General features: G+C 50.1%; 17 protein-coding genes, 1 tRNA gene and 1 other RNA gene. 10 read left to right on the top strand and 9 right to left on the bottom strand.

The genetic code is table 11. The annotated features are described in order from the left end of the window. The 3 genes from EA58_RS21480 to EA58_RS20465 form a co-directional block, all read right to left on the bottom strand. Positions 1-129, bottom strand: a non-coding RNA gene (locus EA58_RS21480) — RtT sRNA. Positions 130-187: 58 nt separating this feature from the next. Further along, positions 188-278 (bottom strand) — tRNA-Ser (locus EA58_RS20460). Positions 279-402: 124 nt separating this feature from the next. Further along, on the bottom strand, positions 403-840 hold the full coding sequence (locus EA58_RS20465; RefSeq protein WP_152548139.1) for an NUDIX domain-containing protein: 438 nt from the start codon (positions 838-840) through the stop codon (positions 403-405). A 103-nt stretch (positions 841-943) separates the two neighbouring features. Between EA58_RS20465 and EA58_RS20470 the strand changes: the two genes are divergently transcribed. The 3 genes from EA58_RS20470 (at position 944) to trxC (ending at position 3,226) form a co-directional block, all read left to right on the top strand. Further along, positions 944-2,071, top strand: a complete 1,128-nt coding sequence (locus EA58_RS20470; RefSeq protein WP_036757464.1) for a M14 family metallopeptidase — start codon at positions 944-946, stop codon at positions 2,069-2,071. A gap of 299 nt (positions 2,072-2,370) precedes the next feature. Continuing rightward, the gene (locus EA58_RS20475; RefSeq protein ID WP_036757467.1) at positions 2,371-2,574 is read left to right on the top strand and encodes a hypothetical protein; all 204 of its coding nucleotides are present in this window, start codon (positions 2,371-2,373) and stop codon (positions 2,572-2,574) included. A 217-nt stretch (positions 2,575-2,791) separates the two neighbouring features. Then, on the top strand, positions 2,792-3,226 hold the full coding sequence (trxC, locus tag EA58_RS20480) for a thioredoxin TrxC (protein ID WP_036757470.1): 435 nt from the start codon (positions 2,792-2,794) through the stop codon (positions 3,224-3,226). A 70-nt stretch (positions 3,227-3,296) separates the two neighbouring features. Here the strand turns inward: trxC and pstB are convergent, their stop codons facing one another. From pstB to EA58_RS20500, 4 genes are all read right to left on the bottom strand, one after another. Beyond that, positions 3,297-4,043, bottom strand: a complete 747-nt coding sequence (pstB, locus tag EA58_RS20485; RefSeq protein ID WP_235199668.1) for a phosphate ABC transporter ATP-binding protein PstB — start codon at positions 4,041-4,043, stop codon at positions 3,297-3,299. Positions 4,044-4,166: 123 nt separating this feature from the next. Continuing rightward, positions 4,167-5,492: a phosphate ABC transporter permease PstA gene (gene pstA, locus EA58_RS20490; RefSeq protein WP_036757472.1), complete on the bottom strand. Its 1,326-nt coding sequence runs from the start codon at positions 5,490-5,492 to the stop codon at positions 4,167-4,169. Next, positions 5,485-6,888, bottom strand: coding sequence for a phosphate ABC transporter permease subunit PstC (pstC, locus tag EA58_RS20495; RefSeq protein WP_036757474.1), 1,404 nt, complete (start codon positions 6,886-6,888; stop codon positions 5,485-5,487). The genes pstA and pstC overlap by 8 nt, the downstream gene beginning before the upstream one ends. A 14-nt stretch (positions 6,889-6,902) precedes the next feature. Beyond that, complete coding sequence (locus EA58_RS20500; RefSeq protein WP_051642305.1) at positions 6,903-7,961, bottom strand: substrate-binding domain-containing protein; 1,059 nt, start codon at positions 7,959-7,961, stop codon at positions 6,903-6,905. Positions 7,962-8,169: 208 nt separating this feature from the next. Here EA58_RS20500 and EA58_RS20505 point away from each other — a divergent pair, with 208 nt between their 5' ends. Next, a complete protein-coding gene (locus EA58_RS20505; RefSeq protein ID WP_036757477.1) occupies positions 8,170-9,024 on the top strand; it encodes a hypothetical protein in 855 nt (284 codons plus the stop codon). Between the two features lie 682 nt (positions 9,025-9,706). Here the strand turns inward: EA58_RS20505 and EA58_RS20510 are convergent. Next, complete coding sequence (locus EA58_RS20510) at positions 9,707-11,701, bottom strand: methyl-accepting chemotaxis protein (RefSeq protein WP_036757479.1); 1,995 nt, start codon at positions 11,699-11,701, stop codon at positions 9,707-9,709. Between the two features lie 346 nt (positions 11,702-12,047). On the opposite strand from EA58_RS20510, the gene EA58_RS20515 reads away from it, so the two are divergent. From EA58_RS20515 to EA58_RS20535, 5 genes are all read left to right on the top strand, one after another. Further along, positions 12,048-12,668, top strand: coding sequence for a LysE family translocator (locus EA58_RS20515; protein ID WP_036757482.1), 621 nt, complete (start codon positions 12,048-12,050; stop codon positions 12,666-12,668). A 546-nt stretch (positions 12,669-13,214) separates the two neighbouring features. Continuing rightward, entirely contained in the window at positions 13,215-13,859 is a 645-nt protein-coding gene (locus tag EA58_RS20520) for a MalM family protein (protein WP_036757486.1), read from the top strand. A gap of 175 nt (positions 13,860-14,034) precedes the next feature. Further along, a complete protein-coding gene (locus EA58_RS20525; protein WP_036757489.1) occupies positions 14,035-14,457 on the top strand; it encodes a MarR family winged helix-turn-helix transcriptional regulator in 423 nt (140 codons plus the stop codon). A 29-nt stretch (positions 14,458-14,486) separates the two neighbouring features. After that, positions 14,487-15,551: an HlyD family secretion protein gene (locus EA58_RS20530; protein WP_036757492.1), complete on the top strand. Its 1,065-nt coding sequence runs from the start codon at positions 14,487-14,489 to the stop codon at positions 15,549-15,551. Then, positions 15,548-17,101: a DHA2 family efflux MFS transporter permease subunit gene (locus EA58_RS20535; RefSeq protein WP_036757495.1), complete on the top strand. Its 1,554-nt coding sequence runs from the start codon at positions 15,548-15,550 to the stop codon at positions 17,099-17,101. Before EA58_RS20530 ends, EA58_RS20535 begins: the two co-directional genes overlap by 4 nt. A 138-nt stretch (positions 17,102-17,239) precedes the next feature. On the opposite strand, the gene EA58_RS20540 is transcribed toward EA58_RS20535, so the two are convergent. Further along, positions 17,240-17,596 carry a hypothetical protein gene (locus EA58_RS20540; RefSeq protein WP_036757499.1) on the bottom strand — a complete coding sequence of 119 codons (357 nt, stop codon included), beginning with the start codon at positions 17,594-17,596 and terminating at the stop codon, positions 17,240-17,242. 198 nt (positions 17,597-17,794) lie between these two features. On the opposite strand from EA58_RS20540, the gene EA58_RS20545 reads away from it, so the two are divergent. After that, positions 17,795-18,085 (top strand): hypothetical protein, encoded by a 291-nt coding sequence (locus tag EA58_RS20545; RefSeq protein ID WP_036757501.1) that lies wholly within the window; start codon positions 17,795-17,797, stop codon positions 18,083-18,085. Positions 18,086-18,284: the final 199 nt, after the last annotated feature.

Consider the following 18,284-nt stretch of genomic DNA (forward strand, 5'->3'; position numbering starts at 1 on the left):
TGGCGGAGAGATAGGGATTTATCGCTCGCAAGCTCGCGCCCCTTCGGGCGTTGCCTAAAGGCAACGTGGTCTCGCTTCGCTCGGCTGAACCCCCACTAGGGTTCTTCACCCTATCTCATCGTGCCGCTGTTCTTACGAAAACGCAGATGAAAAAAAACCGCTGAAAGTTCAGCGGTTTCTTCGAATGTGGCGGAGAGATAGGGATTTGAACCCTAGATACGCTATTAACGTATGCCGGTTTTCAAGACCGGTGCTTTCAACCACTCAGCCATCTCTCCGTAAGTGCGGCGAATAATACGTGTTGCTGGCCGGGCTGTAAAGTAAAAAAAGGTCAAGTGCTCAATAAGCCATCAAAGTCTCTTTTGACTGATTCGAATCGAACCTTTTTGGTAAGAATATGAGCTATTTATCCAGATCGGATGCCACAAAACCCTGATAATGGTGCATACCACCCCGAATCAGATCTCGCAATGCGACAGGATATAACTGGTATTCATCTAATGCTGCCACCTCAGCCCAGAAAAATTCCAGATGCGGTTCTTTTGACTCGACCTTCAACGCTTCAGATATCCCTTCCAGCTTGGCCCGAAACACGAGTGCAATTTCAGCCTGCGGTTGGCCGCCCTCCAGCCAGTCATTTTCAGCCACACCGATTAGCGACCCGACAATCACGTTCAACCCGGTTTCCTCTGCAATTTCTCTGACCAATGCCGTCGCAGCAGCTTCCCCCAGTTCCACATGACCACCGGGCAGAAAGCTCATACGCTCTCCAATCCGTCTGACTAAAAGTATCTTATCCTGTACCTGAATCAGTGCACGGGATGAATAATGTAAGCTCACCTTTTCACAGCCTGTCGTCTTATACTACGTGCACCCAGCTTAACGGCTTGCCGTGAGACTGGCTATAGTTGTGCTATCCATTTGTCTGACAAGGTTCAGTGTGATGAAAATTTTCAGTAATTTCGAAAGTGGCAATATTCGTATTGTGAAGGCCGAACAACCCAATGATATCCAGCTTGAAATCAACAAGGACAACCAGTCTGAGTTTTACCAGTGGTTTTACTTCCGCCTGGAAAGCCAGGCACAGATTGAACACAGCTTCGCATTACAGAATTTAGCAACATCTGCCTATCCTGAAGGCTGGAAAGACTACGATGTTGTCGCTTCGTATGATCGGGAAGAATGGTTTCGTCTGCCAGCCCAGTTCGATGGTGATACCCTGCGTTTTCAGGTGATCCCGGAACAACGTTCCATGTATTTCGCTTACTTTGCGCCTTATTCCTATGACCGCCATCTGGATCTGCTGCATCAGGCGCAAATGAATTTCAATTGCGAACTGGAAACACTGGGCAGCACTTTAGATAACAATGACATCAGTTTGCTGACAATTGGTGAACCAGATGATTCAAAAAGGAAAATCTGGATCATTGGCCGCCAGCATCCAGGTGAAACGATGGCTGAGTGGTTCATAGAAGGTCTGTTACAGCGCCTGCTGGATGAAACGGACACCGTCGGACGTGCACTGCTTGACGAAGCCGTCTTTTACATTGTGCCGAACATGAATCCGGACGGCAGTATTCGCGGCCACCTGAGAACGAACGCCGCGGGGATCAACCTGAATCGCGAATGGTTGTCGCCGTCTATGGAAAAAAGCCCGGAAGTCTTTCTGGTACGCGAACGGATGTTAGAAACAGGCGTGGATCTGTTTCTGGATATTCACGGCGATGAAGCCATTCCCTATAACTTTGTCGCGGGCTGTGAAGGGATTCCGTCCTATGATGAACGGCATGCCACCCTGGAAAACAACTTCAAACAGGCGTTACTGACCATTACGCCAGAGTTTCAGGATGAACATGGCTACGATAAAGATGCCCCGGGACAGGCTAATTTAAGCATGGCGACCGCCTGGGTTGGAGAACAATTTCAGTGCCTGGCATACACGGTAGAAATGCCATTTAAAGACCACAACGTGCAACCAGATGCCTTCTACGGCTGGTCGCCGGAACGCAGCCTGGCTTTCGGTCAGGACGTACTGGCTGCCATACGCGCAGTTGTCGCCCAGTTGCGTTAAGTTGACCGATTGCGTTCAGTTGATCGGATCTGCTGAACTCAGCGCCCCACAAAAGCCAGTTTCAACACTGGCTTTTTTTGACCCATTCCGATGATTTCTTCATCGCGCCATTCACAGACCCAAAAGGCGGAAGATACTCCGAAATGATCGTCTGTCAAAGCAGTATTTTATTCTATTGGCGACTTCCTCTCGCAAATACGCTTTTGCTCACAAAGCACGACTTATCTGCTTTGAAGCAAGGAGAAAGCTCTGATAAAGATATGCCTGATCTCGACGCATAGTGCTTTTAGGAGGTAATTGTGTCTATCAACTCACTTGATTTTTCTGACATGGCTGATGCCACTAGCAAGTGGGATCAGCAAGACGAAACGGCGTCTCCGGCAAAGGCTTCAGGGAACAAACAACAACAAGCTGCTGCACGACGTCGTATTGAAATGCTCCGTGATATCCGCGAATGCGGGCTAACCATTGAGGAAGCCAAAGAGCTGGGTCTGCTCCACTAATCCCGGCAAAAACAAAAGTTGTTGATCCTAAACTGACTCATCAAGGCTAATGTACTGAGAAGGCATTAGCCTATGAAACATTTCACTTCCGTTTTTTTCCGTCTCTTCCATCGCTTCAAATTGTTTTTTCCGATTACACGAATTGTCATTTCCCTCTTTTCTGATCCGTCTAAAATCAGTACATTGAGTTTATCCCTGCAACCAATGGAAGATAACAATGTCAACAATTACGACCCGATGCCCGCATTGCCAAGGACTGAACCGTCTCCCGGTTGAACGCATTCATGACAAAGCAACCTGCGGTGCCTGTAAAGAATCTCTGCTTGATGGTAAGCCTGTCGATGCGACCTCAGAAAATTTCCAGGCCTTACTGCAAAGTGAGCAACCTGTTGTCGTCGATTTTTGGGCCCCTTGGTGTCATCCCTGTGTGGGTTTCACACCAATTTTTGAAGACGTGGCCGCAGATCGCAAAGACCAGGTTCGTTTTGTAAGGATTGATACCGAATCGCAACAGGAACTGGCCGTTCAGTACCGTATTCGCAGTATTCCAACCATTATGGTATTCAGACAAGGTCAACTGATCGATACGCTAAATGGCGCGCTGCCGAAATCTCGCTTTGACCAGTGGCTGGATCAGGTACTGACAAAATAAGGTTTCACAGAAGCTGTTGAACCTGAGTAAAACAGAATACGGTTTCCAGCCAAACCGTATTCTGCCTGAATCAGCCAAAGTGTCCGGAAATATAGGAACGTGTTAATTCATGCTCAGGCTGTTTGAAAATCTTCTCTGTCACGCCGACTTCCACAAGCTTTCCCAGATGAAAATATGCGGTTCGGTCTGAAATGCGTGAAGCCTGAGACATGGAGTGCGTCACAATCACAATACTGAAATTCTCTTTCAGTTCCTTCATCAGAGATTCAATCACACCGGTCGCAATTGGATCTAAGGCAGAACAGGGTTCATCCATTAAAACCACTTCCGGACTGATGGCAATCGTTCTGGCAATGCAGAGTCGCTGTTGTTGTCCGCCAGACAGCCCAGTGGCAGGTTGTGTCAGGCGATCTTTGACTTCATCCCATAAGCCCGCTTTTTGCAGCGATAGCATCACGATTTCATCCAGCTCATCTTGATGATCCACCAGTCCGTGAATGCGAGGGCCATACGCAATGTTGTCAAAAATCGACTTCGGGAAAGGGTTAGGACGCTGAAAAACCATGCCCACTCTTGCTCTGAGTACAACCGTTTCTGTCTCGGGCTGATAAATATCTTCATCATCCAGCGCAATACGCCCTTCAATCCTGCAACTGTCGATGGTGTCATTCATCCGGTTCAGACAGCGCAGAAATGTAGATTTACCACAGCCAGAAGGGCCAATCATCGCCAACACCTGTTTCTTACCAATATCCAGGCTAACGTTATCAATGGCCAGCTTCTCCCCATAAAAAACGTTCACATTCCGGGTGGTCATAACCGGATCATCCACAAAACAGACACCACAGGTTTCTGTCGGCAGGCTGGTCATTTCAGCCGCTTGTTCTGGCGGTTGCCCAAACGCAGGTATCGGTCCAATCTGACTCATAGCGACCTCACATCATGCTGATTGACGCTCCAGCCGTTTACGAAGCAGCAACGCAGCAGAATTCATCAGAATAAGAAAGGCCAGCAATATCATGATGGCCCCAGAGGTATTTTCAACAAAGCCACGCTCCGGATTATCAGCCCAGAGAAAAATCTGCACAGGTAATGCTGTCGCCGCATCAAAAGGGCCGTTCGGAATCTCGACAATAAAAGCAACCATCCCAATCATCAACAATGGCGCAGTTTCTCCCAGCGCCTGAGCCATACCGATAATGGCACCGGTCAGCATGCCAGGCATGGCAAGTGGCACAACATGGTGCATCACCACTTGCATTTTCGATGCTCCCATTCCATAGGCGGCATCCCGAATCGAAGGGGCCACCGATTTAATCGCTGCACGGCTGGAAATAATAATCGTTGGCAACGTCATCAGGGCTAGTACCAGACCACCCACAACCGGTGCCGAGCGAGGCAAACCGACAAAATTCAAAAAAACCGCCAAGCCCAGTAAACCAAACACAATCGAAGGCACTGCGGCCAGATTATTGATGTTGATTTCGATGAAATCGGTAATTTTGTTTTTCGGGGCAAACTCTTCCAGATAAATGGCTGCCGCCACGCCAATGGGAAAACTCAGAAGAAAAGTCACCAACAATGTATAAAAAGACCCGACTGTAGCTCCCAGAATGCCGGCCGATTCCGGATCCCGGCTGTCGCCACGAGAAAAAAAATGACGATTCAACACTGTTCGGATCTTGTCCTGATCAAGCAAGCTGTTATACCAGTTCACCTGATGATCCTTAAACTGACGCGATTCTTCCGGCAAGTCTCTGGAAATATTGCCTTTTTGATACTGATTCACATCATCACCCGCCAGAACCCAGATGTCTCTTTTTCCGCCGACCAATGATGGATTAGAAATGATCCTGTCACGAAAATCATATTCAGCGCTGTTCGAAATGAATTGATACAGTGTTCGCTGATGACGACGCTCCGTGATTTCAGGAAATTCTGCCCGAATCGCCTGTCGTAACACACGCCGATAAGACACGTTTTCCAGGCTCTTTTTAAGATACAAACCGTTTTCACCATCTGGCGTTTTCGGCAAACCTAAAGCCGCCGGTGTCAGATCAACGGTGAGTTTTATTTCTGTCGACAGAAAGGCTGTATATCCCTGCAACACAATCGATATCATCAGCCCGAGCAAAAAAGCGAAAGCCACAAGGATCGAAGCAACCCCCATGACACGAAAACGCCACTCACGATTGCGTCGCTTCGCCAGTGACAATTGAATACGCCGGGCTTTATCCGCCGTGTACGCCGCCATTTGGTCAGTCATATTGCTCCCTGTATTTTTTCACAATGCGCAATGCGACAAAGTTCAGGGCCAGTGTGACCAGAAATAACGTCAGACCGAGGGCAAATGCCGCCAGCGTTTTCGGACTGTCAAATTCCTGATCCCCAACCAGCAAAGTCACAATCTGAACAGTCACTGTGGTCACAGACTCCAGTGGATTCACGGTCAGCCGTGCAGACAGGCCCGCAGCCATGACAACAATCATGGTTTCACCAATCGCTCTGGAAACTGCCAGGAGCAAACCACCAACGATCCCCGGCAAAGCCGCCGGTAATACGACTTTCGTGATGGTTTCAGACTGGGTGGCCCCCAGACTGAGTGCCCCATCGCGCAGGTCCTTCGGGACCGCCCGAATCACGTCATCCGACAAGGATGAAACAAAAGGGATGATCATCATCCCCATGATCGCGCCCGCTGCCAGCGCACTTTCAGACGAAGCACTTTCAAACCCAATCGCATGTGCCAGATTTCGGATCATAGGCGCCACGATCAGCGCGGCGAAAAAACCGTAGACCACGGTCGGAATCCCAGCCAGAATCTCTAGCACGGGTTTGACAATATGCCGTACCCGGGAGGAGGCATATTCAGACAGATAAATCGCGCTCATCAGGCCAACGGGCGCAGCAATGCACATAGCGATCAGAGAAATCATAAAGGTGCCGGCAAACAACGGAATCGCCCCGAAGGCACCGCTGGCACCTTGTTGATCCGCCCGAATGGCAATCTGTGGTGACCAATGAGTTCCAAAGAGAAACTCAGTCACCGGGATCAACTGAAAAAACCGAATCGCTTCAAACAACACAGAGAGTAAAATACCCACAGTGGTCAGAATCGCGATGACAGAACAGGCAATTAAAAGGGCTTGCAGCATGTTTTCCACAGCGACCCTGGCTTTCACATGCGGCTTGACCTGACGCCAGCCCAACACCAGTCCGAATACAGACACAAGACCCACCGCGACAACTTTCAGCGTCAGACTGATTTGACTGAACTGACGCCAGCGCTCAGCGGCCTGCAAGAGCACAGGGTCATCACTTTGGCCGTAACCCAATGCAATATTCTCGACCCGGCTGACCATGAGATCCTGTCGGGCTTCAGTCAGTGTTTCTGTTTCCGGCAACCCGCTTAGGATAAAACCATGCAATATCACCGGTTCAAGCATTGACCAAAGCAGGAGTAGCAACAGTGCAGGAATCAATGCCAGCATGGCCGTATAGGTCCCGTAATACACGGGCCGGGAATGCATGCTGCCGCCATGCATAGTGTGCCTTGCATTGTGCTTTGGCAATCCGCGCGACATCATCGCTGCACGATGGCGGGTCAACCAGAAACCAATGACAGACAAAAGCAAAATCGCAACGAGAATTCCCGACTGCATCAGCACTCTCCTGATCAGTTCACATTGTTTTTCATTGATTCAGCATCTGCCCGGACGGTCTGCCACTCATTTGGTGCCAGCGGGATCAGACCGCGATCGGTGAGATAGCCCTCTTCGCCGATCGCATCTTCAGACGTAAATTCGGCAACGTAAGCTTTCAAACCCGGCACAACACCGATATGGGCCTTTTTCACGTAGAAATACAGTGAACGGGACACTGGATAAGAGCCATCGCCGATGGTGTCAAAGGAAGGTAAAACCCCACCGATTTTTGAGCCCTGAACTTTATCGCTGTTCTGATCCAAGAAGCTATAACCAAAAATGCCAAAGGCATCCGGATTGACATCCAGCTTCTGCACAATCAGGTTATCGTTTTCACCTGCTTCGATGAATACGCCATCTTCACGGAGCCCCTGGCATGCTGCTTTAAACTTGTCCGGGTTCGTGCTTTCCAGTGCAGCAATCGCCGGAAATTCACTACAACCTTTTTCCATCACCAGTTCAACGAACGCATCTCTTGTCCCGGATGTCGGGGGTGGTCCCAGCACTTCAATACGCATATTCGGTAATGCCGTATTCACCTCGTTCCAGCTTTGATAAGGATTTTCAATGAGCTGGCCTTTTTCATCCGGCACAACCTTAGCCAAAGCGAGATAAATATCTTTAATCGAGAGATCCAGTTGTTTCGCTTTTTTCGAATTGGCAAAGGCAATGCCGTCGTAGCCAATTTTGACTTCTACGATTTCCTTCACACCATTCTTTTGACACAGGCTCACTTCAGAGGACTTAATTCGCCGTGATGCATTGGTAATGTCAGGCGTATCCGTACCGACCCCGGCACAAAAAAGCTTCAATCCTCCGCCGGAACCAGTCGATTCGATTTTTGGCACGGCATAACTGCTGGCGCGGCCAAAGCGCTCCGCGACCACAGTCGCGAAGGGATAGACGGTAGAGGATCCCACAATACTGATGTAATCCCGGGATGCTGCCTGCAGGCTGAAAGAGGTGCTGACAAAAACAACTGCAGCTGTAAACGTACTCAGAAAGAGACTCTTCACGGACAGATCCTCCATTATTGACAAAGAAGAAATTTATAATTGACCTCTTTTGAAGCTAGGCAAGGCAGATGACAGTCCGCTTAAATTTTTGTGACTAAAGCAAGCCTGGCCCCGAATCCTTTGGGTCAAAATTTGACCTGCGCCAGCCATTTCATTGTGATCGTCACTTTTTCTGTACTTTTTCCTATACTTAACATCATGTTAGGAGATAGGTGATAAGAATATGCAAAAGCACACCTACCGTGTTTTTATCTTCTGGGGCGCAATGACAGGACTGGCCGGTTGCAGCAGTCTGCCTGCAGCGCTTGGATTGAGCAGCCAGTACAGCATGTATGGCACCACGCAGGATTTTTTATCGGAAAATGAAACACGCGTGAATGGTGCTGTGATTGACAAGGGCAAGTATTACCCGAAAAGTGCCTATTCTTATGCTTACCGCTATTGCAGCAATACGCCGGCACAAGCCCGCGAAGATATTGCACAATATCAAAATCTGGTGAAACAGGTCTGCAACGGCAATGGCGGGCAGATGATTCATCTGGATTCCGGTTCCTGGTGCGTTGCCGAACCCAATACCCATCACGAACGCCCGTACTTTTTCGCCAGCATCAGCAGTACAGAGCAATGGGCCGATCTCTGTCTGGATGGCCCTTTTATTACGCTGAAGGTCATTGAAAATAACGGGGCCCCCGACAGCGAGTGGTATCTGGCTGCCATGGCACTGGGTTATCAGCCCTTTTCGTCAGATCGCCAGCTGATCGAAGTTCCCCCAGAAACCGTAATTCTGACAGAGACCCGCAAAGTGCCAGGCACCAATGGCACCTGGACAGAAGAAAGTGAACATATTTACACCAGCATCGGGGAGCGGGTTTGCCTGTATGAAAAACCGGACAGGAACAGCCTGGGTTACACCTATCGGGGCACAGTACAAAATGCCAGCAAGGGGAAAGTCCGGGTGCTCATCAAAGAAAAATTCAAAGGTGATATTCGTACGGCCCCGTATCTGGAACCTCTGGAATGGCATCAGGAAGCTTACATCACCGCAAGCGCCAGTGCCTGGTTTGTGTGCTCGTCTTGACCGACGAGGCTCTGCCGAAAATGCTGTCTCTTGAACACATCTGAAATATCCGCAGACTTGGCGAGAGGGTCACCCTTCCCTCTTGCTCCCTCCTGTCATCCCCGCGCAGGCGGGGAGCCAGTGGCTTTCAGGGACAAACGACACGGAAATAAAGGAAAAAATAAATCTGGTCGATAGTTTTCATCTCGTGCTCCGTGGATTCCCGCCTGCGCGGGAATGACGTAACCATTTGATTTTATAAAAGAGAACATCGCATCTTGGTAGTAAAAATCAAAAGGGATCACCTACAAAGGGAAAAATTCATGGATGAATTTTTAGGTTGTCGGCGTCGGGAACGCCTACAACCGACCCGGACAACACCAAAGAACAAAAGGCATTTCTGGGTACTCTTTGGGCCAACAAAGAGTACCTGGCGCGCATTCGCAAATGCTGAGGTAAACACCGAACTTAAGCGCGACAAACAAGCCTCATGCCAAGAAATAGCACTTGTTGTACGAGACCTGTTTTCGTGAAAGTGTCCAAAAACGCATGAATCAAAAAAGAAACACACAGCTCATATCAGGAATCCGAGTACAAAAGGCACTGGATTCCCGCCTGCGAAGCAATGAAGATAATTGATTGATTTAAAAATAAAAACCCCTCGGTTTTCATCGAGGGGTTTATGAACATTCAAAACAATTTTTTATACGGTAAATTGCTTCATGGCGTGATTCAAATCATCCACCTGAGACTTAATCGACTGCGATGTCTGATTCGCAACGCTGCAGTTCCCTGAAACTTCATCCGCAGAGGACGATAGCTGGTGGACCAACTCCGCCACCGACTGAGACACATTGGACTGCTGCTCTGTCGCAACCGCGATATCGCTGACCTTCTGCGAGACCTCTTCCATATAACGAACCGAGTCTTTCAGCATGTCCGTTGCTGTCACCGTATGTTCGGTCCCCACTTTCACCAGAGACTGACTCTGCGCTATCACTTTCACCACATGCTGAGTTGACGACTGAATCGCATCCACAATAGCATTGATCTCCGTCGTCGAATCCGTCGTCCGCTGTGCCAGCAAGCGAACTTCGTCTGCCACCACGGCAAAACCGCGTCCCTGTTCACCGGCACGTGCGGCTTCAATCGCAGCATTCAGAGCCAGCAGGTTTGTCTGTTCAGCAACACCCTGAATCACTTCTGTGACATGTTCAATCCGATCACTGTCAGCGCTGAGCTGCAACACCATCTCACTGGCCTGAGCCACCAGCGTGTTCAGCTCAGAAACCGTCTGATGATTACGCATCAGGGCCTGTTCCCCATTTGCCAGCAGTGATGCCGAGTGTGTCAGATCCTCTGAAGCCAACTGGGTATTCTGAGCTGTTTCATGGGCCGTCGCTGTCATCTCTTCAATGGCAGTCGCCACTGAGCTGATCCGCGATGCCTGCTCAGTCACTTCACCTGCGGTATCCGTATTGGTAACCAGCAGTTTATCCATACTGGCATTCACGGCCTGCGCCTTGTCCGAGACCCCGGTCACCAGCCCGGACAGCGACACAGACATTCGATTCACCGCCTCAATCAGAGATGCGATTTCATCCGAACCTTTGTTTTCCATTGCTTTCGCAGAAAAGTCACCGTGAGAAATTTGCTCTGCCCGCTGAACCACCCGGCCCAGCCGCGAACCGATATCCCGGCCTAACCAGGTTCCAATGACGAAAGAACACAAGCTGGCAATCGCACTGATCGCGATCAGCAAGATCACAACTTTCTGTACGCTGCTGCCAATGGCTTCTCCACTCTGTACCGCGACGGCCTGCTGCTCGCGCACAACCGCTTCAATGGTTTGTGCAAGCTGTTCGACCGCCAGCAAGGTTTCTGTTTCCATCAGATAAATGGCTTTATTCCAGTCTTGCGCCTGACGCTGCATCACCACATCTGTCGCCATCGGCAGGTATAAGTCCTGCATTTCTTTAAACAGGGACCATAGCCCTTGCTGACTTTCAGTCAGGTTCTCTTTTTTGCGTTCAATTTCCGACACCGCACGGTTGTGTGCGCGCATATACTCTTCGAACTTGTCCAGATTATCCTGATTTGCATTGATCAAAAATGCGCGCAGTTCCCCCAGACCATTCGACAGTGTTGTATAAGCATCGGTATACAGTTTCATCAGGCGCTTGCGTCCTTCACCTTCTGGGTTGCCTTCTTCCTCATTGATCATCCCCTGAAGTTGATCCAGCGCTACTTCAGCCAAAGGGGCAGCCTCAAATTGTAACTGATGATGCGCAGGTAAGTTTTCCGGCTGATGGCTGAGTTCAGCGACCGCCAGCGCACTGGTTTTCAGCGTGTTCCAGTCGGCTTTCACCTGCTCAAACTGAGCCTGCGTCACATGACTTTGCAGACGAACCAGCTCTGCATCGACTTTGACAAAAGCATCATCAAGCTGCTGCCGGTACTTCGCCTGCCGGGTTTCATCTGCGGCCAGCATGTATGCCCGCAAACTCGACACAGAAAATTCAGCATTCTGTTGTATGGAACGACTGGCATCCACTGTTGGTAAATCCACACTCAACAACGAGCTGGCATGGTTTTCAACCTTGGTGATCTGAAAGTAAAGCAGGATGGCTGCCGCAAGAAACAAGGCAGTCAAGAATAAGAAGCTGACCCGAAGCTTCCTTGCTATGGAAAGTTTCATCACATATAAGTCCGTTTACATCTCGGTCAGACCAATATAATAACAGTGATATTAATTGTGAACACTTTGCCATCAAAGTATGAATTTTTTCAGCATACCATGCGGTAAATGTCTAAAAAGCACACGATCCATTCAACCATGTGAATATTCCTGACACTTCATCTCATCCCGGATTCCCCTCAGGAATGAGCATCTGAAGCAGCCCGCAGAACATCAGACTGAACATTTGTGTCTTTTCAATTCATCATCACTCACATAAGATGGAACAGGACAGATTCGTCTATGAGGAAGCCGGAATACTTCGCGCTCCGTTACGACACCCCACATCCTGAGGCCACTTCGTTTTATGTTAGATTTCACCTTACTCACGGCGTTCATACCGACGTTTTTCTTTGTCTCTATCACGCCCGGCATGTGTATGACGCTCGCGATGACGCTCGGCATGAGTATTGGGGTAAGACGGACACTCTGGATGATGTTAGGTGAACTGGTGGGCGTTGCGCTGGTTGCCATTGCGGCTGTCATGGGTGTTGCCGCAGTCATGCTGAACTATCCGCAGCTCTTTCATCTGCTGAAATGGCTCGGAGGGGCTTATCTGTTCTGGCTGGGTATCGGTTTGTGGCGCAACCGCGGAAAAATGTCGATAAATCTGGACACTCCCACAAACACCCAGCGCGGGCAGCTCATCTCACAAGGCTTTATCACTGCAATCGCAAATCCCAAAGGCTGGGCATTTATGATTTCACTGCTTCCACCCTTTATCAATGCCGAACTGCCAGTCGCACCACAAATGACGAGTTTGCTGAGTATTATCCTGCTGACCGAGTTCATCGCACTGATGGTCTATGCCAACGGTGGTCAGAGTCTGCGTTTATTTCTCAGCCGGGGAGACAACCTTCGTTTCATGAACCGAATCGCGGGTACACTCATGATGGGCGTCGGCCTCTGGCTGGCTTTGGGATCATAAACACGGCTCAAATGCGCAATCGGCAGGAGAAAACTGACCCCACTGACTGCCAATTTTTCCTTTCTGTTCGTCCTGTCGCGAAGTGTCGTCAGGGCGTATCCGCTCCCATGAGCCGCTTGTTTTTCATGCAAGCGGCTGTTGTGAAAGCAGTTGTCTGTCACCATTCGTCAACATGATGTCACGATAAAGTCAGCTTTATGTCACCTCTCATCCGAAGGTGATGAATGTCACAAATTATCGAGATATCAGGCTGTAATCTGCTGATCATCAAAATAAAAACTGATGAGAGCCAAACATGTGTTGCAACAATCCACAGATTTACCGTATCAAACGAACGCTTTGGGAAAAGCTCATCTGCCGTGCACGTTACAAATGTAAAAACTGCCATCAAACATTCAAGCTCTAGCATCTGAGGGAGCGGAAACATTCAAACACCATTGGGAAAATCGGCAACATTGCCAGCAATGGGAACGACACCGCTCCAATCACGTTCAGCCTTTACAACTGCTATGTTTAAACATAAATCCAGACTGACATGAGGCAGGCATGCGAACTCTTTCTTCCCTCTTTCTGGTCATAGCCCTCTCTGCTTGTTCTCTGACGGATAGCTTTACGCCAAACACCGTCAACGGCGTCATCAACATCAGTGTTTCTCAGGCCCGACAGGACCGACAACAGCTGGCAACCGCCACTCGGTTCTTTACTGAAGTCAGACACTTACCCGCCTTGCCCTGCTGTGAGGAACTCCCGGTTTTTTTCCGGCTCACACACGAAGATGTCATCATTGAACTGTCTTCTGGCCGCAGCTATACCAAGCTGATTCAATTAACCCCGACCATCAGCCGACAGGATCTTCTGTTAACCAGCCTCGTCAGCCAGACCGTCTTCCCCCCTCAGGTTCAGCTTTATTCGGAAGATTTTCTGCTGATTGACAGCCTGACAAACTATCATTACCGGCCTTTTTCAGTTCACGAACCCGATAGGCTTGAGCTGGATATCCCACTGACACACTACAAAACACCTGTTTGTTATCTGCTGGTTTACACCAGCAAAGCGGCCATGAAGGACTACACCCCATTGCTTGATGCAGAAGCGCAATACGAAAGCCGGATCGGCATGGATGTTACCCCCCACCCTTGGTTTCTGGCACCCCATGCGCCCACAGGCAGCATGATTCTCCAAAGCCGCTAACCCAACAAACCATTCGACAGTTCAAACCTGAAACGGCACGGGTTTACCCTAACTCCCCTCCAAAACAAACATTCGCCAGAACAATCGCAGACAGGATCAACATTCTGCTTACGGATTGAAATTTTTAGTAAGCTTTGCACATAATACGCTATGCGTACTAATTGAGGCTGACCGAATGAATCCGAATACCTTTGGCTTTGCCATGACCGACCTGACTCGCCTGATGAGAAACCTCTTTAAGAAACGTTTTAAAGATCAGGCATTAACGATGGCCCAAGCCCGTGCACTGTATTACATCGCCCGTTTCGAAGGCATTCGTCAGGTCGAACTGGCAGACATGCTGGAGATCAAACCGATCTCGCTGGTCAGAATCATTGACCTGCTGATGGAAGCCGAGCTGATTGAGCGCCGTCCCGATCCGAAAGATCGACGGGCCTACCAGCTTTATCCGTCGCCGACGGCACAACCGATTCTGGACGAAATCCTTCGCGTCATTCAGAGCATTCAGCAAGATGCCCTGGCCGGACTCAGCGAAAATGAGATCGCCACATTAAGTGCAGCCTTCCAGAAAATGCGCAACAACCTGACATCACTGTAAACACCCCGCCATCATCAGGAGAACTCCCCATGAGCAATCTTTCCCAAACAGAACAAACCTGTTCCCCTCCGAAACGTTCAAAGAAACGTTTTCTGCTGCTTGTTGTCGTCCCCGCCATTGCTCTGTTCAGCGGTAGCGTCATGTATCTGAAAGGTGGCCGGTATGTCGAAACCGATAACGCCTATGTGAAAGCCGATAAAGTGCCGGTAAGCGCTGAAGTCTCCGGGCCGGTCCTGCGAGTGATGGTCAAAGAAAATCAGCCTGTGGCCGCAGGCCAGCCGCTCTTTCAGATTGATCCGGCATCGTTTGAAGTCTCTGTGGCAAAAGCAAACGCCGATCTGGCACAGGTACGAACCGATCTGGCAGCCCTGAAAGCCAGTTACAAAGAAAAGCAGGCCGAAATCACACTGACCCGCACAAAACTGGCGTTTGCTGAAAAAGAACTGAAGCGTCAGAAAAATCTGGCCGTGAAAAACTATGTCTCGACCGCCAATTTCGATCTGGCACAACAGTCCGTGGACCTCGCACGTCAGGAAATCAACACGCTGACGCTGGATCTGAAACGGATTGCCGAAACCATGGGCGGCAGTCTGGATACCCCAATTGAATCTCATCCGAAATACCGGGCAGCCCTTGCCCAGTTCAACCGGGCAACACTGGATCTGGAACGCACGACAGTCAAAGCCTCGGTCGATGGCATTGTCGGACAGCCACCGAAACCGGGGCAATTCCTGAACCCGGGTGTTACCGTGATGTCACTGGTTGCCAGTGCATCTCCATGGATCGAAGCCAACTTTACAGAAACCGATCTGACGCATGTGAAACCCGGTCAGCAAGTCACCATTCATGTGGATACTTATCCGGATGCCAAATGGACCGGTATCGTCGACAGCCTCAGCCCGGCAACCGGTGCTGAATTCTCGGTGATCCCGGCACAGAATGCGACGGGGAACTGGGTCAAAATCGCCCAGCGTGTTCCGGTGCGTATCGCCATCACCCCGGAGGCAGACAACCCAGCGCTACGGGCCGGTCTGAGTACTGTGGTTGAAATTGATACCGAATACCGCCGCAAATTTCTCGGACTCTCTTTATGAGTCAGCATATTCGTACAGCTTCTGCTGAACCAGCCAACCGAGGTTTCATCACCCTTGCCGTGATGCTGGCAACCATCATGCAGGCGCTGGATACCACCATTGCCAACGTTGCCCTGCCGCATATGCAAGGGGCGATGGGCGCAACGCAGGACCAGATTTCATGGGTACTGACTTCCTATATTGTGGCAGCAGCCATCTGTATGCCGCTCACCGGTTTTCTGAGTGCCCATCTGGGTCAGAAGCGCATTTTCCTGTGGTCGGTGGTCGGCTTTACCCTCACCTCGATGCTGTGCGGTGCCGCACAGTCGCTGGAACAACTGGTGCTGTTTCGCCTGCTGCAGGGGGTATTCGGAGCCAGCCTGGTTCCGCTGTCTCAAGCGGTGCTGCTTGATACGTATCCGACCGAACAACATGGTTCCGCCATGGCCATGTGGGGTGTCGGCGTCATGGTTGGCCCCATTCTCGGTCCGTCACTGGGCGGCTGGCTGACCGAGTACTACAACTGGCGCTGGGTGTTTTACATCAACCTGCCTTTTGGTTTGCTGGCCTGGTTCGGCATTGCCGCCTATGTGAAAGAAACAGCTATCGACAAATCACGGAAATTTGACCTGTTTGGCTTTGCCATTCTCAGTCTGGCGATTGGCGCCTTACAGATGATGCTCGACCGCGGTGAATCGCAGGGCTGGTTTGACAGCCCGGAAGTGGTCATCGAAGCGATTATCGCCGGGAGCTGTTTTTACCTGTTCATTGCGCATATGTTTACCCATAAAGCGCCGTTTATCGAGCCGGGGTTGTTCAGCGACAGTAACTTCCGGATTGGCCTGCTCTTTATCTTTATCGTCGGGATTATCCTGCTCGCGACCATGGCCCTGCTGCCCCCCTTCATGCAGAGCTTACTGGGTTATCCGGTGCTGGATGTCGGCTATCTGCTGGCCCCGCGCGGTGTCGGGACCATGATGGCGATGCTGACCGTGGGGAAGCTGGCCGGGCGGGTTGATCCCCGGTACAAAATTTTTCTCGGCCTGATGCTGACGACACTGTCACTCTGGGAAACAACACAGTTTGATCTCAACATTACGGGCTGGGACATTGTCCGCACTGGCATCATCCAAGGGCTGGGGCTGGGCTTTATTTTCGTGCCCTTGTCGACGATGACTTTTGCCACACTGGCCCCGAAGTACCGTAGCGAAGGCACCGCCCTGTTCAGCCTGATGCGAAACATCGGCAGCAGTATTGGTATCTCGGTGGTCATCACCTATCTGGCTCAGCAGACACAGGCCAACCATGCTGCCTTCGCCGTTTACATCACGCCCTTCAACTTTGCGCTGAATCAGGCCGTGGATGCCGGAATATACAACCTGTCGACGCCGCAGGGGCTGATGTCCGTCAACGGTGAAGTCACAAAACAGGCTGCATTACTGGCATATTTGCAGGACTTCCGGCTGATGATGTGGGTGACACTCGCGGCTGTGCCCCTGGTGTTTCTGCTCCGCACCCCGAAAAAACAACCGCAGACACAGAAATCGGTCACGGAAACCGTGATGGAATAAAGGCTCATCGCAATCGCAAACACGCCCCGCAAGTCATGAAGCTTGTGGGGCGTGTTTTTTAAGATGCCTGTTTTTAAGATGCCTGTTTTTAAGATGCCTGTTTTTAAGATGCCTGGTCTAAAAGCATCAGATCTGCGATCAGTTATCGTAACGCCAGCGCGGCGGAAAAACCTGATTCATCACCAGTGAATCACCCGCCAGTTCAAACTGAAGTTTCGCTTCGTTTTTGGCAAGATTCTCGACGATTAAACAAGCCTGAAACACAGACCAGCTAAAGTCTACAGTCACTGTGACCTTTGCCCCCTCAATCACAATGTCTTTGATCACCATCGAGTCTGGCACAATCGTCATGTGTGGGTCATCTGTCCAGGCCAGTTCATAAAACAACGGCTGGAACTGCGCCTCTGCCGCCTTCACCGCCGCGTTAATCTGCGCCTCACGATCCGGTATCTCAGTATTCAGTGCCAGTACCAGCGATAGCGCTTGCTCACTCATGATATGTCCTCGTTTCTGTACTGACAGATAGCATACCAGATACAAGCAAACAGCGAGCAAGGCACTCAGCGTCTATCGTCGGTGAATCCCTCAGAATTCTTGTGCCAACTGGCTATCTATTTCATCACCCGGCATGCACTTCCCCAATAACAGTGACTACACTCATGTCATCTGTTCTATCAATTTGCAGGTATTTCCATGGATAGCAAAGAAAAAGAGGCTGGGATTTTACAGGCACTGGCTGAGCGTATGGAATCCCAGCGCTTACCCAGAGCATTAGCCATGAAAAAGCGGGTCGATGATGGCGAAACCCTGAATGAACTTGATATTCAGTTTCTCAAAGAAGTCCTGGACGATGCTCAACGTATCATGCCACTTGTGGAGCGCCACCCCGAATGGCAAAGCCTGGCCGCGAGCCTGATCAACCTGTACCAAGAGATCACCCGTAAAGCGCTAGAAAATGAAGACCATCAGAAAGGCAAGGCTTAGCCTTCCGTGAACTATTGCACCACCGTTATCGAAACAAAACCGCAAAGCAAAAGCCCCCACTAAAGTGAGGGCTTACTTAAGGCATTATCTAATCATGCGTTCGAAGCAATTCATTCCCGTATGTACCTGTCTGTCCTACACACCCCTCGATGAAAATTGATATATTCTCACTCAAAATCAACTAATTACCGTCATTCCC

This window comes from Photobacterium galatheae, from assembly GCF_000695255.1.
Classification (GTDB): Bacteria; Pseudomonadota; Gammaproteobacteria; order Enterobacterales; family Vibrionaceae; genus Photobacterium; species Photobacterium galatheae.